The organism is Nocardia seriolae NBRC 15557 (assembly GCF_007990715.1).
Taxonomy (GTDB): Bacteria; Actinomycetota; Actinomycetes; order Mycobacteriales; family Mycobacteriaceae; genus Nocardia; species Nocardia seriolae.
This window is the reverse complement of the sequence record NZ_BJWY01000033.1, coordinates 1-23535: the sequence shown is the minus strand read 5'-3', so window position 1 is coordinate 23535 and position 23535 is coordinate 1. Positions and strand designations below refer to the sequence as shown.

Below are 23535 nucleotides of genomic sequence, written 5' to 3'. Positions count from 1 at the left end.
GAGCCGCGTGGGGGGCGTTCCTGTGTGGTGATGGGCGTGGTGAACGTCACCAGCGATTCGTTTTCCGACGGCGGCCGCTATCTCGATCCGGAACTGGCGGTGGCGCGTGGTTTCGAGCTGTACGAGCTGGGCGCGGACATCATCGATGTCGGCGGTGAGTCGACGCGGCCGGGTGCGGTGCGCATCGATCCGGAAACCGAAGCGGCGCGGGTGGTTCCGGTGATCCGGGAGCTGGCCGAGGCCGGGGTGCCGACCAGTGTGGACACCATGCGGGCGAGTGTGGCCGAGGCCGCCATCGAGGCGGGGGTGTCCATGGTCAATGACGTCTCCGGCGGGCGGGCTGATCCGAACATGGTGAAAGTCGTTGCGGTGACCAAGATTCCGTGGATCCTCATGCACTGGCGGGCCGATGCCAACTATGCGCACACCGGTCCGGCCGAGCAGTACGACGATGTGGTGAGCAAGGTCTGGGAGGAGCTGAACGCGCAGATCGAGTTCGCCCTCGCGGGCGGGGTCGAGTTCGGGCAGCTGGTGCTGGATCCCGGCCTGGGCTTCGCCAAGAACGCCGATCACAACTGGGAGTTGCTGGGCGGCATGTTCTATCGCATGACCGAGCTGATGGATGCCGGGCTGCCGGTACTGATCGGGGCCTCGCGCAAGCGTTTTCTCGGTGCGCTGCTGGCCGATTCGGCGGGTCCGCGCCCACCGGACGGCCGCGAGGTGGCCACCGCCACGATTTCCGCCCTGGCCGCCGAGCACGGCGCCTGGGGCGTGCGGGTGCACGATGTGCGGTCCTCGCTGGACGCCATCGCGGTGGTCGACGCGGCCACCAATGCGGCCCGGCGGGTGCGCGAGCGCTACCGGCGCGGGGCGGGGGAGGCGCTGTGAGCACTGATTTCACCGGATTGTCCGGGGACCGTATCGAACTGCGCGGGCTGCGCGTCTTCGGCCACCACGGCGTCTTCGATTTCGAGAAGCGCGACGGCCAGGAGTTCGTCGTGGATCTGACGCTGTGGACCGATTTCACGGCCGCCGCCAAGTCCGACGACATCGCCGACACCGTCCACTACGGCGAGCTGGCCGAGCAGGTGGTGGCGATCGTGGCGGGGGAGCCGTGTGATCTGATCGAGACCGTGGTGTCGAAGATCGCCGACGACGTCATGGCCGATCCCCGCATCGAGGCCGTGGAAGTGGTCCTGCACAAGCCTTTCGCGCCGATTCCGCATACCTTCGAAGACGTCCGAGTAGTCACGTCCCGTCGTCGTGAAGCGGAGGAGTCGGAGCGGTGACCCGCGTAGTCCTGTCGATCGGATCCAATCTGGGTGACCGGCTGGCGCATCTGCGCAGCGTGGTGGCGGCGCTGGGCCCGCGCGTGATCGCGGTCTCGTCGGTGTACTCGACCCCGCCCTGGGGCGGGGTGCCGCAGCAGGACTACCTGAATGCCGTTCTGGTGGCCGAGGATCCGGCGCTGGAGCCCTCGGACTGGCTACGGCTGGGCCAGGAGCTGGAGCAGGCCTCGGGCCGGGTGCGCGAGGTCCGCTGGGGCGCGCGCACTCTGGACGTGGACGTGGTGTGGGCCGAGCAGCGCCGCCGCGATGTCCGGGTGGTGGTGCGCAGCCTGGATCCGGTGCTGACGCTGCCGCATCCGCAGGCCCACAATCGCGCGTTCGTGCTGGTGCCCTGGCTGGAGGTGGAGCCGGACGCGGAGCTGGCGGTGAGCGGAGCGGCGCGGTCGCTGCGGGAGTGGCTGTCCGCCTTGGATTCCGCCGAGGTGGCGGGTGTGCGCCGGACCGAGCTGAGCCTGGGGTGGACGCCGTGATGCTCGCCTCGACCATGACCGCGCCCGCCTCGGCCATGACCGCGGAGCCGATGCGGTGAAGCCGACGCGCATCCTCGATCTGTGTGCGAATGTCCTGCTGGCGGCGATCGTGGCCTGGGTCGCCACCAATGTGGCGTATTCGTCGTTCCCGCCCATCTCAGTGTTCTCCGGCGCCTCGCTGATTCCGGTGGCGCTGCTGGAGGCGGTGCTGGCGTTCGTGATTCGGCAGCGCAAGGACAATCACGGGATCGGTCCCGGCGGTTCCGGGCAGCTGCATCCGATCACGGCGGCCCGGGCGGTGGCGCTGGCCAAGGCGTCGGCGCAGGTGGGTTCGTTGGTGGGCGGGATCTGGCTGGGCTTCCTGGTGTGGCTGCTCACACATTCGGATCTGCGTGCGGCGGCGTCGGATACACCGGGTGCGGTGGTGGGTCTGATCGGTGGTGTGGCGCTGGTCGCGGCGGCGCTGTGGCTGGAATATTGCTGCCGGGCGCCCATTGATCCGCCCGATGAAGCAGCTACTTCATAGCTAACGCTTTGGTGATGATGATCGCCAAGGTGGGGACCCTGGTCGGAAGATCAAGCTACGCTGGCGGACATGGTTTCACCCTCCCGTAGCAGCGCTTCCCGTCGTCGGCGGGCGGATGCGGGAAAGTTGTTCACCGGCTTTCTGCTTCTCCTCGGACTGGTTGCCAGCGTTTTCCTGATCTTCAGCGACAACCTCCACTTGATCCGTGTCGGCCTGGTCGCGGCCCTCTGGGCGGCCGCCATCGGAGCCCTCGCCGCCACCCGTTATCGCAGGGAGGCGGCCATCGACAAGGCGAAAGTGGGTGACCTCCAGAAGGTCTACCAACTGCAGCTCGAGCGCGAGGTTGCTGCCCGCCGCGAGTACGAACTGGGCGTCGAGACCCGGGTCCGCCACGAGGTCGGCGCCGACGCCACCGAGATGGCCGCGCTGCGTGCCGAACTCACCGTCCTGCGCGAGAGCCTGCAGCGCCTTTTCGACGGCGACCTGCCCTTCGAGCGCACCGCCCTGCGTGCCGATGCCGTTCGCGTCCAGGAACTTCCGGGCCGCGACGCCGACCCGGTCGCCGAGGCGGCGAACAATAGCTGGCCGGACGCGGACCCCTGGGATCCGTGGTCTTCCCCGGATCAGCCCGAGGACGACGAGGACCCGCGCGCCCGCATCGCACCCAAGATCGACCCGGCCCACCCGGAGGCCCCGGCCTTCGCCACCCCCTTCGACGACCCGGTCACCGCCGAGACCTCGATCATCACCGACGCCATGCGCGAGGAATACGAGGCCGAACGCGCCGCCGCCGAACCGGATTCACCGGAGCAGCCCCCGAATCCCGAGCCGGTCAACGATTCCCAGCCCGCCGAAACCCTCACCAACCTCAACGGCAACGCCAATGGCAATGGCAACGGCGGCACGCCGCTCCCGCGCCTGACCCCCGACCCGGAACCGACCACCCCGGTCGGTCGCGCCACCGCCCGCCGACGCCGCCGCGGCGACACCCCCGACCCCGAGGGCACCCACCGCCTCTCGGTGGCCGAGATCATGGCAAATCTGAAGTCAGAGAACACCAACTAGCCGCGCCTCCTCGGGGGTTCGGGGCGAAGCCCCTGAAAATCTCGAGGGGGTTCGGGGCGAAGCCCTGAGAGTCGCGAGGGGGTTCGGGGCGAAGCCCCTGAGAGTCGCGAGAGTTGCCTATCCCACATACGGTGGCTCTGGCGAATCGGCGGCGATATCCTCGCCGAGTAACGTCCGGTACCCGCATGGCGGGACTGGAACGACTTTCGAGAGGACAAAGTGACCTCGGACAAGGATGTCTGGAGTGATCCTGCGCCCGCACGCCTGACGGTGGGAATCGTCTCGGCGGGACGCGTCGGATCCGCACTGGGCGCGGCACTCGAGCGGGCCGGTCATGTCGTATTCGGGGTATCCGCGATTTCGGATGCCTCGCTGCGGCGTGCCGCCACCCGCCTGCCGGATTCCCGGGTCCTGCCCGCCGAGGATGTGGCCGTCCGCAGCGAACTGCTGATCCTGGCCGTGCCGGACAGCGAATTGGCCGGTCTGGTGGCCGGTTTGGCGGCGGCGAACGCGGTCCGCCCGGGCACCATCGTGGCGCACACGTCGGGCGCCAACGGCATCGGAATTCTCGCGCCGCTGACCGCGGTCGGCGCGCTGCCGCTGGCGATCCACCCGGCCATGACCTTCACCGGGCACGACGAGGATGTGGCCCGGCTGGCCAATGCCTGCTTCGGCATCACCGCCGCCGACGACATCGGCTACGCCATCGCGCAGTCGCTGGTGATCGAGATGGGCGGCGAGCCGGTGCGGGTCTCCGAGGAGCACCGCACCCTCTATCACGCCGCCCTCGCGCACGGCAGCAATCATCTGGTGACCCTGATCGTGGATGCGGTGGAGGCGCTGCGCGCGGCCCTCGCCGGTCCGGGCCTGCTGGGTCAGCAGGCCGTCGACGAGCAGCCGAACGGCTTGGCCGAGCGCATGCTCGCGCCGCTGGCCTCGGCCGCCCTCGACAATGCCCTGCGCCGCGGCCCGGCCGCGCTGACCGGTCCGGTGGCGCGCGGCGATGTGGCCGCGGTGGCCGCCCACCTGGATGCCCTAGAGGCCCTCGATCCACGCCTGGCCGCGGGCTATCGGGCCCAGTCGCTGCGCTCGGCCGAACGTGCCGATAGCAATCCCGCCTTGATCGATCTCCTGGAAGGACCCCGGCCGGACGGTCAGGCCCGGAGGAGGCAGCGGAGCGTAACCACGGAGGGCCTCGACCGGCCGGAGGAAGGATACTGATGGACCCGAAGCTGATCGGTTCGTACAAGCGCGGCGAGCTGACCGTGCACCACGATCCGGCCGTCATGACCAAGGTCGTCAAGGCGTTGCGTTCGGTGGGCCGCCGGGTCGCGCTGGTGCCGACCATGGGCGCGCTGCATGAGGGGCATCTGGAGCTGGTGCGTCTGGCCAAGCTGACCAACACCACGGTCATCGTGTCGATCTTCGTGAACCCCTTGCAGTTCGGCGCGAACGAGGATCTCGACAAGTACCCGCGTACCCTGGACGCGGATGTCGAGCTGCTGCGCGGCGAGGGCGTGGAGCTGGTGTTCGCGCCCAGCGCCAAGGACATGTACCCGTTCGGCCCGCGCACCACCGTGCAGGCCGGTCCGTTCGGCGACATCCTCGAGGGCGCGACCCGGCCCGGCCACTTCTCGGGTGTGCTGACCGTGGTGTCGAAGCTCTTCAATATCTGCCAGCCGCACGAGGCGTTCTTCGGCGAGAAGGATTACCAGCAGCTGGCTTTGATCCGGCAGATGGTCGTCGACCTGAACATGGACGTGAAGATCGTGCCCGCCGCGACCGTCCGCGAGCAGGACGGCCTGGCCAAGTCCTCGCGCAACCGCTACCTGAGCGAGTCGGACCGCGAGCTGGCCGCGACCCTGTCGGCGGCACTGCTGGCCGGTCGGCACGCGGCTGGGCGTGGCCCCGAGGCCGTGCTGGAGACCGCTCAGTCCGTGCTGGATCTCGCCCCCGAGATCCAGGTCGACTACCTGGCCCTGCGCGGCTCGGACTTCTCCGAGGAGTGGCCCAGCGGCAATGCCCGCCTGCTGGTCGCGGCCCGTGTCGGCACCACCCGCCTGATCGACAATATGCCGGTCACCATCGGCAAGCCGCTCGACGGCCTGCCCACCGTTCCCGACCAGCCTGCCCAGGCATCTCTCTAGGAGGCGACGACGATGTTGCGCACCATGATGACGTCGAAGATCCACCGCGCCACGGTGACTCACGCCGATCTGCACTACGTGGGCTCGGTGACGGTGGACCAGGATCTGCTCGACGCCGCCGACCTGCTCGAGGGCGAGAAGGTATCGATCGTGGACATCACCAACGGCGCCCGCCTGGAGACCTATGTGATCGCGGGCGAGCGCGGTTCGGGCGTGATCGGAATCAATGGCGCCGCAGCGCATCTGGTGCACCCGGGCGACTTGGTCATCCTCATCGCCTACGGCATGCTGGACGCCGCGGAGCTGAAAGACTATGCGCCGCACGTGGTTTTCGTGGACGAGCGCAATCGCCCGATCGAGCTCGGCACCGATCCCGCGCACGCCCCGGAGGGATCGGACCTGATCTCGCCGCGCACGCTCACCCTGGCCTGAGCGGCGGGCGGGCATGCTGCTCTGTATCGATGTCCGCAATACCAGCATCGAGCTGGGCCTGTTCTCCGGTAGCGGGGAGCACGCGAAGCTGGTGCGGCACTGGCGGATGCACACCAATCCGCTGTTCACCGCGGACGAGTTCGCGCTGCAGGTGCGCGGCCTGATCGGCGCGGACGCCGACCAGGTGGTGGGTGTCGCGGCGCTGTCCACGGTGCCGCCGGTGCTGCGCGAGCTACGCGAAATGCTCTCCCGCTATTGGGCGCACGTGCCGCACGTGCTGGTGGAACCCGGTGTGCGTACCGGTATTCCGCTGCTGGTCGACAATCCCAAGGAAGTCGGCGCGGACCGCATCGTGAATTGCCTTGCGGCATATCACCGTTTCCAGTCGCCGGCCATCGTGGTGGATTTCGGCACCGCCATCTGTGTGGACCTGGTTTCGGCCAAGGGGGAATTCCTGGGCGGCAGTATCGCGCCGGGTGTGGAGATTTCCACCGAGGCGCTGATTGCCCGCAGTGCGCTGCGCCGCGCCGAGCTGACCCGCCCGCGTTCGGTGGTGGGCAAGAACAGCATGGAGTGCCTGCAGTCGGGCGCCATCTTCGGTTTCGCGGGCCTGGTGGACGGCCTGATCGACCGCATTCGCGATATCGACGCCTTCTCCGGCGACAACGTGGCGGTGGTGGCCACCGGCGCCACCGCGCCGCTGATCGTGCCGGAGTCGGAGACCATCGAGCATCACGAACCGCATCTCACCCTGGACGGCCTGCGCCTGGTCTACGAGCGCAACCAGCAGCGCCGGACTCGGGCCTGAACAGACCGGCTGGAATAAAAGTGACACAGTCGTCGCCGGGAGACCCTGTTGATTCCCGGCGCACCTCTGTTAGGCTCGCCGACGTGTATTCCCGCGTGAGCACCCAGGAGTGTTGTCGAGGCTGACTCGCCTCGACGGTCGTCGAGGCTTCGTATAGCCCCGACCACTTTCACATTCCTTGGAGTTTCGCTCATGCGTTCCTCTGTTCTTTCCCTACCCGTGGACACCCGTGCCCCCGCCTCCCGGCTGCTGCCCGAGGTGACCGAGCGGGCCACCGCCTCCGCCCTCCCCACCCGGCTGCGCCCGGCCGATCTGCTGCGCCTGACCGATGAGGGCGCGCACGACGTGCTGGAGGGCCGATACGACCACCTGCTGCCCGCCGACGGCCTCTGGCCCACCGAAAACCGCTGGGCCGCAAGGCTTGTCGCGGACGACGAGGTGGACATCTGGCTGATCAGCTGGGTCGAGGGCAAATACACCGAACTGCACGATCACGCCGGTTCGCTGGGCGCGCTCACCGTGCTGTCCGGCGCGCTCTCCGAATACCGCTGGAACGGCCGGGACCTGCGCCGCCGCACCCTCACCGCGGGTGATCAGGCCTCCTTCCCGCTCGGCTGGGTGCACGACGTGGTGCGCGCCCCCGCCGAGGAGGCCGGAATCACCGGCCCGCTGAATCCGACCCTGAGCGTCCACGCCTATTCGCCGCCGCTGACGGCCATGTCCTATTACGAGGTCACCGGCCACGGCACCCTGCGGCGCACCCGTTCCGTCCTCACCGACCAGCCCGAAGGTGAACTCGAATGACCCACTTGACGATCGACGGCATGCTCGCCCACGCCCGGCAGCAGCTGCGTCGCCTGCTCCCGATCGAATTGCCGGCGGCAATCGCCCGCGGCGCGATTCTGGTGGATATTCGCCCGCAGGCGCAGCGCCTGCGCGAGGGCACCCTGCCGGGCGCGCTGGTGATCGAGCGAAATGTCCTGGAATGGCGTTTGGATCCGTCCAGTTCCGCGCGTTTGGCCATGGCCGAGCACCACGATGTGGAATGGATCATCGTCTGCTCGGAGGGTTACACCTCGAGCCTGGCCGCGGCCTCGTTGCAGCAGCTGGGGCTGCGCCGCGCCACCGATCTCGAGGGTGGATATCAGGCCCTGAAAGCCGCGGGCCTGCTGATGGTCGCGGCGTCGGCTCCGCACTTCGAACGCGAGGTCGCAACTCTCGCCTGGCTGTGAGCAATTGCGGGGAGGCGGCGGAAAAAAGCATTTTCGCCGCAGGATAGGCTATGGCTCCGTGAGCACCCCCAACCCCTCTTCCCCCGCAAACACTCCTGTTCCCGCTGGGCAAAAGCGTGCCAAGGACGACGCCGTGGAGCACGACGTCCCCGAGCAGATGCGGATTCGCCGGGAGAAGCGTGAGCGGTTGCTGGAGGAGGGGCGCGAGGCCTATCCGGTGGTGGTGAACCGCACCCACTCCCTCGCCGACATTCGGGCCGCCCACCCGGAACTGGAACCCGATACGCAGACCGGTCAGATGGTCGGGATTGCCGGGCGGGTCATTTTCGTGCGTAATAGCGGCAAGCTCTGCTTCGCCACCCTGCAGGAGGGTGACGGCACCCAGTTGCAGGTCATGATCAGCCTCAACGGTGTCGGCGAGGCGTCGCTGGCGGCCTGGAAGGCCGATGTCGACCTGGGTGATTTCGTGTTCGTGCACGGCGAGGTGATCGCTTCGCGCCGAGGCGAATTGAGCGTCATCGCCGATTCCTGGGAGATGGCGGCCAAGTCGCTGCGCCCGCTCCCGGTGCTGCACAAGGAGATGAACGAGGAGTCCCGGGTCCGGCAGCGCTATGTCGACCTGATCGTGCGCCCGGAGGCCCGCGAGAACGCCCGCACCCGGGTGGCGGTGGTGCGCGCGCTGCGAAATGCGTTGGAGCACAGGGGTTTCCTCGAAGTCGAGACCCCCATGTTGCAGACCATCCACGGCGGCGCGGCGGCTCGCCCGTTCGCCACCCACTCCAACGCGCTGGACATGGAGCTGTTCCTGCGCATCGCGCCGGAGTTGTTCCTGAAGCGTTGCGTGGTGGGCGGCATCGAGAAGGTCTTCGAGATCAACCGGAACTTCCGCAACGAGGGCGCGGACTCCACCCATTCGCCCGAGTTCGCAATGCTGGAAACCTACGAGGCGTACGGCACCTACGACGATTCCGCGACCATGATGCGGGAATTGATCCAGGAAGTCGCACGGGAGGTCTACGGCACGCTGGTGGTGACGCTTGCCGACGGTACCGAATACGACCTGTCCGGCGAGTGGACGACCGTGGAGATGTACCCGTCGCTGTCCGAGCAGATCGGTGTCGAGGTCACCCCGGAAACGACGGTCGCGGAATTGCTGGCCCTCGCCGATCGGGTCGGTCTGGAAATTCCCGAGGGCAAGGGCTATGGCCACGGCAAACTGGTCGAGGAACTGTGGGAGCACGTCTACGGCGACAAGCTCTACGCGCCGACTTTCGTGCGCGACTTCCCGGTTGAGACATCGCCCCTGACACGCCAGCATCGGAGCAAGCCCGGGGTTACCGAGAAGTGGGACCTGTACGTGCGCGGCTTCGAACTCGCCACGGGCTATTCGGAACTCGTCGATCCGGTGATCCAGCGGGAACGTTTCGAGGATCAAGCGCGTTTGGCCGCGGCCGGCGACGACGAGGCCATGCGGCTGGACGAGGACTTCCTGGCCGCCATGGAGCACGGTATGCCCCCCACAACCGGAACGGGTATGGGTATCGATCGTTTGCTGATGGCCCTGACTGGCCTGGGAATCCGGGAAACGATACTCTTTCCAATTGTGCGTCCGGCCGCGCGATAGTTCTCCGGATTGCATTTCCGGGGCTAGTTCTGGGACTATCGGAATTAGCGGTATTCTGGCGTCGGGTAATCGGCCTGACTATGCGGGTCGCACGATTTCGAGAGGACGTTCATCTCATGGCAAAGAAGGTCACCGTTAGCTTGATCGACGATGTCGACGGTGAGTCCATCGCGGAGGAGACCATCGAGTTCGCTATCGATGGCGTGTCCTACGAGATCGACTTGTCGACGGAGAACGCGGCCAGGCTGCGGGACGGTCTGGAGACTTGGGTTTCCGCCGCTCGTCGGGTGAGTGGTCGGCGGCGTACCAAGGTGGCCGGCGCTCCGGCCGCGGGTCCGAAGAACCGGGTGTCGATCGATCGCGAACAGAGCGCGGCCATTCGTGAATGGGCGCGCCGGAATGGGCACAAGGTGTCCGCTCGTGGTCGTATCTCCGCGGACATCACCGAGGCTTACAACAAGGCCGCCTCTAAGAACTAGTTGTACGACTAGTCGCAGATTCGACTGCCGTCCGGGTGTTTCGTGCGTACCCGGGCGGCAGTGGTTTATTCATACGCTTTGCGTATAACACCAAGATCAAGTCCTGGTGGCAGGGTACTGTCGGACTTCGTAAATCCACCTCTGGAAAGCCCGGGGTCAAGACTGCGGGACCGGACGTCGGCATGCGATCTTGCTCGTGCCCGGGCGGCCAGGCACCATTGAAACGTGCGGACGATGTCACTGGCTGGATGTAGAGAAGAGGTATCGGCGCAGTGACCGCATTCCACGGTTCCTTCCTTCGAGTCAAGGACCAAGAGGGACGCCAGCACGAGCTGATGCTGTCCCCTGACCAGCCCCGCATCACCATCGGGCGCTCGCCGCAGGCCGACCTGTCCCTGTTCTGGGACGTGGAGGTCTCGCGCCTGCACGCCACCGCCGAGTACCTGGGCGCGCACTGGACCATCGTGGACGACGGGCTTTCTCGCAACGGCACTTTCGTCAATGGGGATCGCCTGGTGGGGCGGCATCGGCTGCAGCCCGGGGACGTCATCCGGATGGGCACCTCGCGGGTCACCTTCCACGATTTCAGCGGCGCCGCAGGCGATGTCACGCAGACCTCGACCGGCGGCCTGCCGACCCTGCGCTCCCTCACCGAAACCCAACGATCGGTATTGATCGCCCTCTGCCGCCCTCTCCGCGGCAATGACGGCTTCGCCTCGCCCGCCTCGAACCAGCAGATCGCGGCGGAACTGTTCCTCAGCGTGGATGCCATCAAGACCCATTTGCGCGCGTTGTTCGCCAAGTTCGGCGTCGAAGACCTGCCTCAGAACCAGAAGCGGGTCCGCCTGGCCAACCTGGCCATGCAGTCCGGCGTGATCTCCGAACGCGACCTCTGATCCTGGTACGGCCAGTGTCTGTTGGATCCCCGCGCATGCGTGCGAGCTTCTGAGCCATGGGTTTCCGTGCCCGCAGGCCGTTGACTGGATGTAGTTGATCGCCCGGGAAGCACACGGGTGGCAGATCCAGTCAGGAGAGAACGATGTTCGCATTCCGCACGGCCGCGCTGGTGGCGGCGACGCTGACCACCGGTCTCATCGCCGGCGTCTTCTATGCGTACGCGACCTCGGTGATGAGCGCCCTCGGCCGGTCCGACGACAAGACGTTCATCGATGTCATGCAGAAGATCAACGTGGTCATCATCAACCCGTGGTTCATGCTCGGGTTCATGGGCACGGTCGGCTTCACGGTGCTGGCGGCGGCGCTGCACCTGGGCAAGGACTCCCGCACCACGCTGATCTGGATCGGGGTCGCGCTGCTGCTCAATATCATCGCCTTCGGCGTCACCTCGGGGCTCAACGTCCCGCTCAACAACCAGCTGGCCAATGCCGGTGACGTGGGCCAGATCGGCGATCTGGCGGCGGTGCGGGCGCAGTTCGAAAGCTCGTGGGTGGCTTGGAATATCGTCCGCGCCGTCATCCACACGCTGGCCTTCCTGGTCCTGATGGGCGCCCTGTTCGTGGCGGGCGCCCAGCACGCGAAGGCGAGCGTGGCAAGCCCGGCGGCGGCCCCGGTCCACCAGCAGTTCGTCCCGCAGCCCGGATTCCCTTACGGCCAGCGGTAATTCGACATCCTTCCGGCGGTGGCCGGGACCCCTTGTGCTGCATCGCAAGCCGCCTGCGGGTCCTGGCCATCGCCGTTTTCCTGCACTGGAACCGGTTTCAGAACTTACTCGTCAGTAACCCATCCTCCGTGCTTGTTTCCCGATTAGGTTGCAGGAACGCGTTCTAATTTGGGAGGGAACATGAGAAGGATGCCCATGCGTCGAACGCCAGGATCACTGCTGATCATCGCGGTGCTGGCAGTTCTGGGGATCGTCGCGAGCGGTACCGCCCGCGCGGAATACCCGGTCACTTTCAACTTCTTCGCGGGCATCCCGTACGAGCTCACCAATCCCGGTGGCTCGATGCCCGGTTCGAACGACTGGAACTGCAAACCGACCGTCATGCACCCGGAGCCGGTGGTGCTGGTGCACGGCACCGCGGGCGGCGCACAGACCAACTGGGGCGCCTACATTCCGCTGCTCGCCAATGAGGGCTACTGCGTCTACGCGCTGACCTACGGCAGCCTCGACGTGCCCTGGCCGCTGTCGGCCATGGGCGGCATGAAGCCGATCCCCGAAAGCGCCGCAGAGCTGGCCGCTTTCGTGAACCGGGTGCTGGCCGCGACCGGAGCGGCCAAGGTGGACTTCATCGCGCATTCGCAGGGCAACACCGTCGGCGACTACTACATCAAGCGACTCGGCGGCCACGGCAAGGTGGACAAGTTCGTCGCCATCGCGCCGCCGTGGCTCGGCCTCTTCGGCGACAGCATGAACAGCATCCGGGCCTTCGGCAAGCAGCTGGGCGTGGACGCCGACACCGTCGACGAGTACGCCACCATGGGCCTGATCTGCGCGGCCTGCCACCAGATGCTCGGCGATTCCACGTTCCTGAACGCCCTCAACGCCGACGGCGTCTACGACCCGACGGTCACCTACACCAACCTGGCCTCCAATTTCGACGAGGGCGTCTTCCCGTCCATCGCCCTGGTCCCGGCGGCCAATGCCACCAATGTCCTGATGCAGGACGGCTGCCCCACCGACTACTCCGACCACCTCGCCATCGCGGGCAGCCATCGCGGGGCCATGATCGCGCTCAACGCGCTGGATCCCGCGCACCCGCGTCCGGTGGCCTGTGAGTTCGTTCCGCCCCTCACCGGGTAGACCGATCGCCCGGTTTCAGGGACTGACCGGCGTGTTCGCTGTGGGCGTAGCCGGAATGGAAACGGTGCGCGCAACTGCCCCGTTATGACTGAATGAGTCGTACTGAGGCCGGTTCGCAATAGGGTGGACGGCGGACGTGCGTGACCCCCGGCAACTAGAGTGGAGTCGGGGGATGCAACCCCAGGGCTTCATGGCAGGCTGGCGACCAGAAGGGCAGCACAGGGTCTGAAGCGCCGGATGCCGTAGATGGCGGAGCAGGAGAGTGAGGGAGCGATGTTCGAGAGGTTCACCGACCGCGCGCGGCGGGTCGTTGTCCTGGCCCAAGAAGAGGCCCGGATGCTCAACCACAACTACATCGGCACCGAGCACATCCTGCTGGGCCTGATCCACGAGGGCGAGGGTGTGGCGGCGAAGTCGCTGGAGTCCCTGGGCATCTCGTTGGAGGGCGTGCGCTCGCAGGTCGAGGAGATCATCGGTCAGGGTCAGCAGGCCCCGTCCGGTCACATCCCGTTCACCCCTCGTGCCAAGAAGGTGCTCGAGCTGTCGCTGCGCGAGGCGCTGCAGCTCGGCCACAACTACATCGGCACCGAGCACATCCTGCTCGGCCTGATCCGCGAGGGTGAGGGTGTCGCGGCGCAGGTGCTGGTCAAGCTGGGCGCGGACCTGAACCGGGTGCGCCAGCAGGTCATTCAGCTGCTGTCGGGTTACCAGGGCAAGGAGCCGGTCGAGGGTTCGGGTCAGCGCGGCGAGACGGGCACCCCGTCCACCTCGCTGGTGCTCGACCAGTTCGGCCGCAACCTGACCCAGGCCGCCCTCGAGGGCAAGCTCGACCCGGTCATCGGCCGCTCGAAGGAAATCGAGCGCGTCATGCAGGTGCTGAGCCGCCGCACCAAGAACAACCCGGTCCTGATCGGTGAGCCCGGCGTCGGTAAGACCGCCGTCGTGGAGGGTCTGGCCCAGGCCATCGTCAACGGCGAGGTGCCGGAGACACTCAAGGACAAGCAGCTCTACACCCTCGACCTGGGTTCCCTGGTCGCGGGCAGCCGCTACCGCGGTGATTTCGAGGAGCGCCTGAAGAAGGTGCTCAAGGAGATCAATACCCGCGGCGACATCATCCTGTTCATCGACGAGCTGCACACCCTGGTGGGTGCGGGCGCGGCCGAGGGCGCCATCGACGCGGCCTCGATCCTCAAGCCCAAGCTGGCTCGCGGTGAGCTCCAGACCATCGGCGCCACCACCCTCGACGAGTACCGCAAGTACATCGAGAAGGATGCCGCGCTGGAGCGTCGTTTCCAGCCGGTGCAGGTGGGCGAGCCGACGGTCGAGCACACCATCAACATCCTCAAGGGTCTGCGCGACCGCTACGAGGCGCACCACCGGGTTTCGATCACCGATGGCGCTCTCGTCGCCGCGGCCACGCTGGCCGACCGCTACATCAACGACCGCTTCCTGCCGGACAAGGCCATCGACCTCATCGACGAGGCGGGCGCGCGCATGCGCATCCGCCGGATGACCGCGCCGCCGGACCTGCGCGAATTCGACGACAAGATCGCCGAGGCGCGCCGGGAGAAGGAGTCCGCGATCGACGCGCAGGACTTCGAGAAGGCCGCTCGTCTCCGCGACAAGGAGAAGCAGCTCGTCGCCAAGCGCGCCGAGCGCGAAAAGCAGTGGCGCTCGGGCGATCTGGACGTCGTGGCCGAGGTCGACGACGAGCAGATCGCAGAGGTGCTGGCCAACTGGACCGGTATCCCGGTGTTCAAGCTCACCGAGGAGGAGACCACCCGTCTGCTCCGCATGGAGGACGAGCTGCACAAGCGGATCATCGGCCAGGAGGACGCGGTCAAGGCCGTGTCCAAGGCCATCCGCCGCACCCGCGCCGGTCTGAAGGATCCCAAGCGTCCGTCGGGCTCGTTCATCTTCGCCGGTCCGTCCGGTGTCGGTAAGACCGAGCTGTCGAAGGCCCTGGCCAACTTCCTGTTCGGCGAGGACGACGCGCTCATCCAGATCGACATGGGCGAGTTCCACGACCGCTTCACCGCCTCGCGGCTGTTCGGTGCCCCTCCGGGCTACGTCGGCTACGAGGAGGGCGGCCAGCTCACCGAGAAGGTGCGCCGCAAGCCGTTCTCGGTGGTGCTGTTCGACGAGATCGAGAAGGCGCACCAGGAGATCTACAACACCCTGTTGCAGGTCCTCGAAGACGGCCGCCTGACCGACGGTCAGGGTCGCACGGTCGACTTCAAGAACACCGTGCTGATCTTCACCTCGAACCTCGGTACCTCCGACATCTCGAAGGCGGTCGGCCTCGGCTTCGCCCAGAGCAATGTCGAGGGCTCGAACTACGAGCGCATGAAGCTCAAGGTCAACGACGAGCTGAAGAAGCACTTCCGCCCGGAGTTCCTCAACCGCATCGACGACGTGATCGTGTTCCACCAGCTGACCCAGGACCAGATCATCCAGATGGTCGACCTGATGATCGGCCGCGTCGCCAAGCAGCTGAAGAACAAGGACATGGAGATCGAGCTGGCTCCGCAGGCCAAGAGCCTGCTGGCCAAGCGCGGTTTCGACCCGGTGCTGGGCGCCCGCCCGCTGCGTCGCACCATTCAGCGCGAGATCGAGGATCAGCTGTCGGAGAAGATCCTCTTCGGCGAGCTGGGCGCCGGTCAGGTCGTGGTGGTGGACGTCGAGGGCTGGGACGGCGAAGGCCAGGGCGAGAACGCCAAGTTCACCTTCACCGCCAAGGCCAAGCTGACCAAGAAGTCGGACGACGCCGCCGAGGACAAGCCGGTCGCCGCCCTCGCGGGTGACGCCCCGGCCGCCGCCTCCGGCGAGTAAAGGCTCAGCGAGACAACGGAAGCCCCGCTTCTCCTTCGGGAGGGGCGGGGCTTCCGCTTTGTGCGGCAAGAAAATCGGTGGCGGCGCGATCCCGAAGTCGTCGATGCTCGGAGGATCGAACGGAAGGAAAGCATGCTTACCGACACGCAGATCTCCGACTTCATCACCGACGGATTCGTGAAGGTCGAAGGGGCCTTCGGCGCCGAGACCGCGGCCGCCGGGCGCGAGATCCTCTGGCGCGAAACCGGTTGCGATCCGGATGATCCGGCGTCCTGGACCCAGCCCGTCATCCGGCTCTGGGACCACGCCGAGGAGCCCTTCACCCGGGCCGTCACCGCTCCCGTCCTGCGCGAGGCCTACGACCAACTGGCCGGTCCCGGTCGTTGGCTGCCCCGGATCAGCCTGGGCAGCTGGCCGATTCGCTTCCCCAGCCCGGAGTCGCCGGGCGATGCGGGCTGGCACGTCGATGTCAGCTTCCCCGGTGATGCCGCGCGCGACGACTACCTGAGCTGGCGGGTGAACGTCTTCTCCAAGGGCCGTTCCCTGCTCATGCTGTTCCTCTTCTCGGATGTGGACGCCGACGACGCGCCCACCCGCATCCGCGTGGGTTCGCATCTGCGCCTGGCCCGGGAACTGGAGCCCTTCGGCGAGGCGGGCACCACCATGTTCGACCTGGCCGACTTCTACACCGCCACCGGCGATCTGCCGGAGACCCTCGCCACCGGCAAGGCGGGCGACGTCTACCTCTGCCACCCCTTCCTCATCCACGCCGCCCAGCCCAACCTGGTCGGCCGCCCACGGTTCATGGCCCAGCCCCCGCTGCTGTCGCGCGAACCCTGCGTCCTGGACCGCCCGGACGGCGCGTATTCACCGGTGGAACAGGCGATCCGGCGGGGCCTGGAGGTAGGGGTACCGCGCTGACTACGCGCCCGGACGTACATCGGATGTGTTCTCCGGACGGATGATTCGCGCTGCCGAAGGGCGGAGGGTGAGTGCCATGGAACTCGGATTGCATCTGACGAACTTCGCCCTCGACACCCCTTCGGAGCTGATCGGACCGCGCCTGGCAGAGGTGGTCCGCACGGCCGAGGACAGCGGGTTCTCGGTCATCGCCGTGGGCGATCACCTCTGGCAGAGCCCGTGGCTGGGGCGGGTGGAACAGAATGTGCTGGAGGCGTATTCGACGCTGTCGTTCATCGCCGCGCACACCGCGCGGGTGGAGCTGACCGCGCTGGTGTCGGGCGTGCACTACCGGCATCCGGCCATGCTCGCGAAGCTGGTCGGCACCCTGGACGTGCTGTCGGGCGGCCGGGCCTGGCTGGGTATCGGGGCGGGCACCTCCACCGGGGACGTGGAGGGCTACGGCCTGCCGTTCCCGCCGCTGCGCGAGCGCTACGAAATGCTGGAGGAGACGCTGCGCATCTGCGAAGCCATGTGGTCGGACGCGCGGGGTGCGTCGGAACCGGTGTCCGGCAAGCACTTTCATGTGCAGCGTCCCTTGAACGCCCCGCAGGTCCTGCGGACCTCCCCGCGGCGTCCGCGCCCGCCCATCCTCATCGGCGGCGACGGTGAGCGGCGCACGCTGCCGCTGGTGGCGCGCTACGCGGACGTGGCGAGCCTGCGGCCCGGCCCGGATCTCCCCGCCAAGCTCGACCTGCTGAACCGGCTGTGCGGCGAGATCGGCCGCGACCCGCGCGAGATCCGCAAGAGCTGCGTCTTCGTCGTCGATCCCGGACCGACCGGCGGCGGCGTCGCCCAGGTACTGGGCCAATTGAAGTGGCTGGCGGACATGGGCATCGATCTGGTCATCGCCCGGGTGGCGGGCGTGGACGACATCTCGCCGCTGGAGGTCCTGGGCCGCGAGGTGGTCCCGGCGGTCGCGGAGTTCGGTCGCTGACCGGAGGCGGGAGGATGGAACCCCGACCGAATCGGTGACCGATTCGGCAGTTCTGTCAGGTTGCTACCCTGCTTCGGTGATCTCGGTTCGGTCCTGGTTTCCGGCGCTGGCCGGGCTCGCACTTCTGGCGTCGACGGCGGCGTGCTCGGGGGACGAGACCACGCCGTCGGCGGCCCCGGCCAAGGCCACCACGACCGTGACCACGACGCTGCCCGCGCCCACGACCAGTGGCGCGCTGCCCGCTGACGCGGACGCGCGGGGCTGGTCGAATTCCTTCGCGCGCTGCGCGGGCAACGGTGAGCGGCCGGTGCTGTTGATCGCCGCACTGACCGACAGCACCGAGCGTTACGCGGTCTGCGAGCGGTCCGGGGCCGACCGCGTATTGCGGGTCGCCGCACCGCGTTTGCGGGCCCAGCCATTCGAGGCGCGATTCTTCACCTTCACGGCCAACAGTCAGCAGTTCGTCGCCGAGGACGGGACGAAGATCGATCTGGCGCGCGAGGTGGTCACGGTGATCGACGATCCACAGGCGAAGCGGGGTCTCGTGGTCAGCTACGTGGTTCAGCAGTACTGGAGCAGCTTCTGATCCGCCTCGGCTACTGCCAGCCCGGGCGGACCAGGCCGGATTCGTAGGCCATGACGACGAGTTGGGTGCGGTCGCGGGCGCCCAGTTTGACCAGGATCCGGCTGACGTGGGTGCGGGCGGTGGCGGGGCTCATGTAGAGGCGCTCGGCGATTTCGGCATTGGTGAGGCCCTCGGCGACCAGGGCCATGACCTCGCGTTCGCGGTCGGTGAGTTCGGAGAACTCCGCCGCGGGAGCGGGTTTGGCGTGGGTGGCGAATTCGGCGACCAGGCGCCTGGTGACGCTGGGGGAGAGCAGGGCGTCGCCGCCCGCGACCACGCGGACGGCCTTGACCAGGTCGGCGGGTTCGGTGTGCTTGACGAGGAAGCCGGTCGCGCCCGCCCGCATCGCCTCGAAGACGTATTCGTCGAGTTCGAAGGTGGTCAGCACGACCACCTTGACCGCGGCCAGGGCGGGATCGGCGGCAATGGCGCGGGTGGCCGCCAGCCCGTCCAGGACCGGCATGCGGATGTCCATGAGCACGACGTCGGGGCGCAGGTCGCGGGCCAGATCGACGGCCTGCTCGCCATCGTCGGCCTCGCCTACCACCTCGATATCGTCCTGCGCGCCGAGCAGGGCGACGAAGCCCGCGCGCACCAGCGCCTGATCGTCGGCGATCACCACCCGAATTCCCATCACGCCTCCCGCGGCCGAATCATCAACTTACGCAGCCGGTTCGGGCCGGGCCAGGTGGGTGGGCAGCCGGGCCCGGACCCGGAAGCCGCCGTCCGCCTTGGGTTCCGCGGACAGATTCCCGCCCAGCGCGTGCGCGCGTTCGGTCATGCCGGTGATGCCGTGGCCGCCGGTCGGTGACTGCGGGGCGGGCTGGCGGGTGGGCCGGGTGTTGTCGATGGTGAGCTGCAGCCGCTCGGTCGCGTAGTGCACGGTGACCAGTACGCTCGCGCCGGGCGCGTGTCGCACCACATTGGTGAGCGACTCCTGCACGATGCGCGCGGCGGCCACATCCACCACGGCGGGCAGCCGGCGCGGGCCGCCGGTCACCATGGTGTGCACCACGAGTCCGGCGGCCCGGGCCGGTCCGGTGAGCTTGTCGAGATCGGTGATGCCGATGGTGGGCGCGGTGGGCGCGGCCACGGTGGCGGTGCCGCCGCGGATCGAGCGCAGCAGCGCGTTCACCTCGCCGAGCGCGTCCTTGCTGGCGGACTTGATGGCGGCCAGCGCGGTCGCGGCCTGCTCCGGCTTGCGGTCGAGCAGTTCCAGCGCCACCGAGGACTGCACATTGATCAGCGAGAGGCTGTGCGCGAGCACATCGTGCAGTTCCCGCGCGATGGCCAGGCGCTCCTCGGTCACCCGCTGCTCGCGTTCGGCCGATTCCAGTGCGCGCTGGGCCTGTTCGCGTTCGCGCTGCGCCTGCTCGCTGCGCCGCGCCGATTCGGCCCGCTGCCTGCGGGCGGTGACGGCGGCGGCGCGCTGCCGGATGCCCTCGGCCCCCGCCGCGAGCACGAAAAGCCAGGCGAGCAAGCCGAATTCCTGCCAGGCGGAGGTCTCGTAGCCGCGCCAGCCCGGCACCGGCCACACCAGCAGCAGGTAGCCGACAGCGACGAACGGGTATGTGTACCAACGGGATCCGATGATGGCCGCGGTCATGAAAGCGACGACGAGCGAGACGAAGATCGGCCCGTACCCGTAACCGGCCAGCAGGTACGCAGAGGCGGCGGCGAGCGTGCCGTAGAACACCTGCAGCGGGTATCGATGCCGCAGCACCAGCAGCACCGGACCGGCCGCGAGCAGCACGTATCCGAAGGCGTCGAGGTCGCGGACCACGCTCTGATGGTGGTTGGCCAGGGTGCCGAAGCCGAGTTGTATCGCCCCCACCGCCACTGCCGGGAGCACATCGCGCCGCCCGAGCCTTCCCCCGCGAAAGTCCATAGCTGCACCGTAGCGCCGTACGCGGGCCGCGGCAGGGTGTCGCGCCGAAATACGTCCCGATACGTACGCCGGATCGCGCGCCGTGACGGATGGTTTCGGCAGGCCCGGAGCGGATCGTTGAAGCCATGAACGAAGCGATCGTAGTCACCGACCGGTTGACCAAACGATATGGCTCCCACACCGCCGTGGACGCCGTGAGCATGAGCGTCCGCCGCGGTGAGATCTACGGTTTCCTGGGCCCGAACGGCGCGGGCAAGACCACGACGCTGCGCATGCTCGTCGGCCTGATCCGCCCGTCGTCCGGCACCGCCACGGTGCTCGGCACCACGCCCGGTGATCCGGATGCCCTGCGCCGCATGGGAGTTCTCATCGAGGGCCCCGGCTTCTACCCCTATCTCTCGGGTCGGGACAACCTGCGCGTCCTGGCCCGCTATCGGGGAGTCGGCGACGACGCGGTCGCCGAGGCCCTGGACCGGGTCGCCCTGAGCGCCCGCGGCAAGGACAGATTTCGCACCTACTCGCTCGGCATGAAGCAGCGCCTCGGTGTCGCGGCCGCCCTGCTCGGTCACCCCGACCTGCTGATTCTCGACGAACCCACCAATGGCCTGGATCCGGCCGGCATGGCCGAGATGCGGGAGCTCATCACCGGACTCGCCGCCGACGGGCACACCGTCGTGCTGTCCAGTCACCTGCTCAGTGAGGTGCAGGAGATCTGTGATCGCGTCGGCGTGATCTCCGGCGGGCGACTGCTGGTCGAGTCCACGGTGCGCGAATTGCGGGGTGCCGCATCGCTTCTGGTGCGGGCCGAGCCGGCCGAGGTGGCGTTCCCGGCGGTGCGCGCGGTGGTGGGGGAGCGGTCGGCGATGTTGACCGCCAACGGTATTCGCGTCGACGCCGGGGCCGAACAAGCACCCGCGGTGGCGCGGGCGGTGATCGCGTCGGGTGCGCAGCTGTTCGAGCTGCGCAGCGATGAAAAGTCCTTGGAAGAAGTGTTTTTCGAAATGACGGAGACGGCGAAATGACCGACCTGCTCGCGAGCACCCGGGCCGAACTGCTGCGGCTGCGCAAATGGCCCGCCTTCCGGATCGTGCTCGGCACCTGGATCCTGCTGAACCTGACCTTCGCCTACCTGTTCAACTATCTGGCCTACCGCACCGGCAGCACCACCCGGATGTCCAATGGCCTGCCGCGCGACGCACTGATCCAGCAGATGCTCCCGGCCTCCGTGCCGGAGGTGTACACCCAGGGCATGGCCATGTTCGGCGGCGCGCTCATGCTGGTGCTGGGCGCGCTCGCGGTGGGCAGCGGCTACGGCTGGGGCAGCTGGAAAACCGCGCTCACCCAGGGGCCTGCGCGGGTACACGTGATCGGCGCGGTGGTGCTGAGCCTGGCGCTCACGGTCTTCGCGCTGGTGCTGGCGGCCTTCGTGATCGACACCGGGGTGGCGGCGCTCATCGCGGGCACCGAGGGCCAGTCCCTGGCCTTGCCGTCGGCCGGGCACATGCTGCTCGGAATCGCTTCGGGCACGGCCATTCTGGGCATGTGGACGCTGGCGGGCGCGGTGGTCGGTGCGATCGCGCGGGGTCCGGCGCTGGCGGTGGGTCTGGGCCTGGTGTGGGTGCTGGTGGTGGAGAACCTGCTGCGCGGGGTGGCCGCCATCTTCTCGCCCATCGAGGCGGTGACCGACCATCTGCCGGGCACGGCCGCCGGATCGCTGGCCGGTTCACTGCGCACGGTCGGCGGACCCGCGACGCCCGGGGTGCTGAATATCCTCTCTCGCGGCGAATCCCTGCTGGTGCTGGCCGTTTACGTGCTGGTGTTCGCGGCGGGCACGGTGTGGCTGATCCGCCGCCGCGACCTGATCTGAATCAGCCTGCGGCAGTACCGATAACACCGATCGCGACCTCGGCGAGCGCGGACTTGATCTCTTCGGAGCTCAGTCCGCGCTCGCGTTGGTGCGTGTAGACCTCCGCCGCGAGTGGGGCCAGCAGGACGTCTACGAGCGAATCTGGCTCGGCCACACCGGCTTCCACCAGCATCGTGCGCACGTGCACCGCCCAGAACTGATATGCCCCGGTGCGGAAGCGGGCCCCGCCGGTCTCCGCCCCGAGTACCAGATGGGCGTGGGTTTCCAGGAGTTCGATCATCGCGGCGTAGAACGCGGCCAGTCGTCGCGCGGGTGGCGCGCCCGGCCCGAGCGGTGGTTCCCCGCGCAGCAGCTGTTCCTGTAGCGCCCGTTCGTGCTCGTCCAGCAGCGCGACGGCGATCGACACCACATCGGGATAGCGGCGATACAGCGTCCCGCGTCCGACGCCCGCGGCCTTGGCGATGTCGTCCATGGTGACCGTGCGCGGATCGCGGCTCGCGAACAACTCCGTCGCGGCCGCCAGCACCTTGGCCCGATTGCGAGCCGCGTCGGCGCGCTCGACGGGTGCGGACCGGTCGCCGAGCAGTGCGAGGGCCGGGGTATCCATGCAGCTCACTGTAGCCTCCGAGGAATAAGTGGACAAGCTGTCCGGTTGTTGACCAGCGTACCTCGGATAACCGGACGAGTTGTCCACTTGATGGGAGATTCGATCATGACCACGCTGTTGCACCTCGACGCCAGCGCCCGCCGCAACTCGGTCAGCCGCCTGCTCGGCGCCGTCTTCGCCGACGCCTGGCGCGCCGAGCACCCCGACGGCCGCTACCTGCACCGCGACCTGGCCGCCGACCCCGTCCCCTTCATCGGCGAGGGCTGGACCGAGCTGTGCGACCGCGTACTCGCCCACGGCCGCACCGACCTCGATCGGCTGCCCGAACTGGTGAATTCGCCCGCGCAACAGGCGGCCTGGGAGATCGTCGAACCACTGCTGGCGCAGGCCCGCGCCGCCGACGTCATCCTCATCGGCACGCCGATGTACAACTACTCGATCCCGGCCGCCCTCAAGGCGCGGCTGGATCAGGTCACCTTCCCGCGAATGTCGCTGGCCCCCACCCGTTTCGTGGTCGTCACCGCGCGCGGCGGGGCGTACTCGCCGGGTGCGCCCAAGGCCGTCTACGACTACCAGGAGCGCTACCTCCGCGACTTCTTCAGCGGCCATTTCGCGGTCGACGACACGGTTTTCGTCAATGCCGAACTGGTCAATTCGCGGCAGGACCCGGCGCTGGCTCACTTGCGCAGCCAACACGACGAGTCCTGTACCGCCGCTCTCGTAAGCGCCCGCCAACTTGGCAAAGAGTACTGAATTGACATCCCCCCACCATCTTTCGACGCGGGAGTCCTTCCCTCACGGGTCGGGTTTCCTGCTTCACCGTTGGCAGCCCGCCCGGGCTTACCCGGTGAGGTCTTACGCCATCTCCACAGGCTGTCACCGCCTGCCTTTCGGCCAGATCTCAAGCTATCGCATCTGTTAGTACT

Annotated in this window: 25 protein-coding genes and 1 pseudogene; 23 read left to right on the top strand and 3 right to left on the bottom strand. The window is 67.8% G+C overall.

Annotation, left to right across the window (positions count from 1 at the left end; all coding sequences use genetic code 11):
• Nucleotides 1–30 precede the first annotated feature (30 nt).
• The 20 genes and pseudogenes from folP (at nt 31) to NS2_RS12840 (ending at nt 18208) form a co-directional block, all read left to right on the top strand.
• Nucleotides 31–888 (top strand): dihydropteroate synthase, encoded by an 858-nt coding sequence (gene folP / locus NS2_RS12935; protein ID WP_045437491.1) that lies wholly within the window; start codon nt 31–33, stop codon nt 886–888.
• Entirely contained in the window at nt 885–1289 is a 405-nt protein-coding gene (folB, locus tag NS2_RS12930) for a dihydroneopterin aldolase (RefSeq protein ID WP_071811556.1), read from the top strand. Before folP ends, folB begins: the two co-directional genes overlap by 4 nt.
• Nucleotides 1286–1819 carry a 2-amino-4-hydroxy-6-hydroxymethyldihydropteridine diphosphokinase gene (folK, locus tag NS2_RS12925; protein WP_033087697.1) on the top strand — a complete coding sequence of 178 codons (534 nt, stop codon included), beginning with the start codon at nt 1286–1288 and terminating at the stop codon, nt 1817–1819. Before folB ends, folK begins: the two co-directional genes overlap by 4 nt.
• A gap of 55 nt (nt 1820–1874) precedes the next feature.
• The gene (locus NS2_RS12920; RefSeq protein WP_033087698.1) at nt 1875–2345 is read left to right on the top strand and encodes a DUF3180 domain-containing protein; all 471 of its coding nucleotides are present in this window, start codon (nt 1875–1877) and stop codon (nt 2343–2345) included.
• A 69-nt stretch (nt 2346–2414) separates the two neighbouring features.
• Nucleotides 2415–3410: a DUF6779 domain-containing protein gene (locus NS2_RS12915; RefSeq protein WP_045437479.1), complete on the top strand. Its 996-nt coding sequence runs from the start codon at nt 2415–2417 to the stop codon at nt 3408–3410.
• Nucleotides 3411–3629: 219 nt separating this feature from the next.
• Nucleotides 3630–4547: pseudogene (locus NS2_RS12910) on the top strand (Rossmann-like and DUF2520 domain-containing protein); the annotation flags it as partial.
• Between the two features lie 83 nt (nt 4548–4630).
• The gene (gene panC, locus NS2_RS12905) at nt 4631–5557 is read left to right on the top strand and encodes a pantoate--beta-alanine ligase (RefSeq protein ID WP_033087699.1); all 927 of its coding nucleotides are present in this window, start codon (nt 4631–4633) and stop codon (nt 5555–5557) included.
• 12 nt (nt 5558–5569) lie between these two features.
• Nucleotides 5570–5989 carry an aspartate 1-decarboxylase gene (gene panD / locus NS2_RS12900; protein WP_036545720.1) on the top strand — a complete coding sequence of 140 codons (420 nt, stop codon included), beginning with the start codon at nt 5570–5572 and terminating at the stop codon, nt 5987–5989.
• Between the two features lie 13 nt (nt 5990–6002).
• Entirely contained in the window at nt 6003–6797 is a 795-nt protein-coding gene (locus NS2_RS12895; RefSeq protein ID WP_033087701.1) for a type III pantothenate kinase, read from the top strand.
• 192 nt (nt 6798–6989) lie between these two features.
• A complete protein-coding gene (locus tag NS2_RS12890; RefSeq protein ID WP_071811558.1) occupies nt 6990–7601 on the top strand; it encodes a cysteine dioxygenase in 612 nt (203 codons plus the stop codon).
• Nucleotides 7598–8029 (top strand): rhodanese-like domain-containing protein, encoded by a 432-nt coding sequence (locus tag NS2_RS12885; RefSeq protein WP_172416816.1) that lies wholly within the window; start codon nt 7598–7600, stop codon nt 8027–8029. The genes NS2_RS12890 and NS2_RS12885 overlap by 4 nt, the downstream gene beginning before the upstream one ends.
• Before the next feature lie 157 nt (nt 8030–8186).
• A complete protein-coding gene (lysS, locus tag NS2_RS12880; protein ID WP_052086352.1) occupies nt 8187–9653 on the top strand; it encodes a lysine--tRNA ligase in 1467 nt (488 codons plus the stop codon).
• A 116-nt stretch (nt 9654–9769) separates the two neighbouring features.
• Entirely contained in the window at nt 9770–10132 is a 363-nt protein-coding gene (locus NS2_RS12875; protein WP_033087703.1) for a histone-like nucleoid-structuring protein Lsr2, read from the top strand.
• Between the two features lie 272 nt (nt 10133–10404).
• On the top strand, nt 10405–11028 hold the full coding sequence (locus NS2_RS12870; RefSeq protein WP_036545715.1) for an FHA domain-containing protein: 624 nt from the start codon (nt 10405–10407) through the stop codon (nt 11026–11028).
• A gap of 143 nt (nt 11029–11171) precedes the next feature.
• Nucleotides 11172–11753 (top strand): anthrone oxygenase family protein, encoded by a 582-nt coding sequence (locus NS2_RS12865; protein ID WP_033087705.1) that lies wholly within the window; start codon nt 11172–11174, stop codon nt 11751–11753.
• A gap of 195 nt (nt 11754–11948) precedes the next feature.
• Nucleotides 11949–12893 carry an esterase/lipase family protein gene (locus NS2_RS12860; protein WP_033087706.1) on the top strand — a complete coding sequence of 315 codons (945 nt, stop codon included), beginning with the start codon at nt 11949–11951 and terminating at the stop codon, nt 12891–12893.
• Between the two features lie 273 nt (nt 12894–13166).
• On the top strand, nt 13167–15725 hold the full coding sequence (locus tag NS2_RS12855; protein ID WP_033087707.1) for an ATP-dependent Clp protease ATP-binding subunit: 2559 nt from the start codon (nt 13167–13169) through the stop codon (nt 15723–15725).
• 132 nt (nt 15726–15857) lie between these two features.
• On the top strand, nt 15858–16646 hold the full coding sequence (locus NS2_RS12850) for a phytanoyl-CoA dioxygenase family protein (protein ID WP_033087708.1): 789 nt from the start codon (nt 15858–15860) through the stop codon (nt 16644–16646).
• 76 nt (nt 16647–16722) lie between these two features.
• Nucleotides 16723–17622, top strand: a complete 900-nt coding sequence (locus tag NS2_RS12845) for a TIGR03560 family F420-dependent LLM class oxidoreductase (protein WP_033087709.1) — start codon at nt 16723–16725, stop codon at nt 17620–17622.
• Between the two features lie 76 nt (nt 17623–17698).
• Nucleotides 17699–18208, top strand: coding sequence for a hypothetical protein (locus NS2_RS12840; RefSeq protein ID WP_033087710.1), 510 nt, complete (start codon nt 17699–17701; stop codon nt 18206–18208).
• A gap of 10 nt (nt 18209–18218) precedes the next feature.
• Here the strand turns inward: NS2_RS12840 and NS2_RS12835 are convergent, their stop codons facing one another.
• Complete coding sequence (locus NS2_RS12835) at nt 18219–18881, bottom strand: response regulator transcription factor (protein WP_033087711.1); 663 nt, start codon at nt 18879–18881, stop codon at nt 18219–18221.
• Nucleotides 18882–18908: 27 nt separating this feature from the next.
• Entirely contained in the window at nt 18909–20135 is a 1227-nt protein-coding gene (locus NS2_RS12830) for a sensor histidine kinase (protein ID WP_033087712.1), read from the bottom strand.
• A gap of 125 nt (nt 20136–20260) precedes the next feature.
• On the opposite strand from NS2_RS12830, the gene NS2_RS12825 reads away from it, so the two are divergent.
• Nucleotides 20261–21157: an ABC transporter ATP-binding protein gene (locus NS2_RS12825; RefSeq protein ID WP_033087713.1), complete on the top strand. Its 897-nt coding sequence runs from the start codon at nt 20261–20263 to the stop codon at nt 21155–21157.
• Nucleotides 21154–22002 carry an ABC transporter permease gene (locus NS2_RS12820; protein WP_033087714.1) on the top strand — a complete coding sequence of 283 codons (849 nt, stop codon included), beginning with the start codon at nt 21154–21156 and terminating at the stop codon, nt 22000–22002. Before NS2_RS12825 ends, NS2_RS12820 begins: the two co-directional genes overlap by 4 nt.
• 1 nt (nt 22003) lies before the next feature.
• Here the strand turns inward: NS2_RS12820 and NS2_RS12815 are convergent, their stop codons facing one another.
• Entirely contained in the window at nt 22004–22609 is a 606-nt protein-coding gene (locus NS2_RS12815; protein WP_045437477.1) for a TetR/AcrR family transcriptional regulator, read from the bottom strand.
• 105 nt (nt 22610–22714) lie between these two features.
• Between NS2_RS12815 and NS2_RS12810 the strand changes: the two genes are divergently transcribed.
• The gene (locus NS2_RS12810; RefSeq protein WP_033087715.1) at nt 22715–23362 is read left to right on the top strand and encodes an FMN-dependent NADH-azoreductase; all 648 of its coding nucleotides are present in this window, start codon (nt 22715–22717) and stop codon (nt 23360–23362) included.
• The last annotated feature ends 173 nt before the right edge of the window (nt 23363–23535 follow it).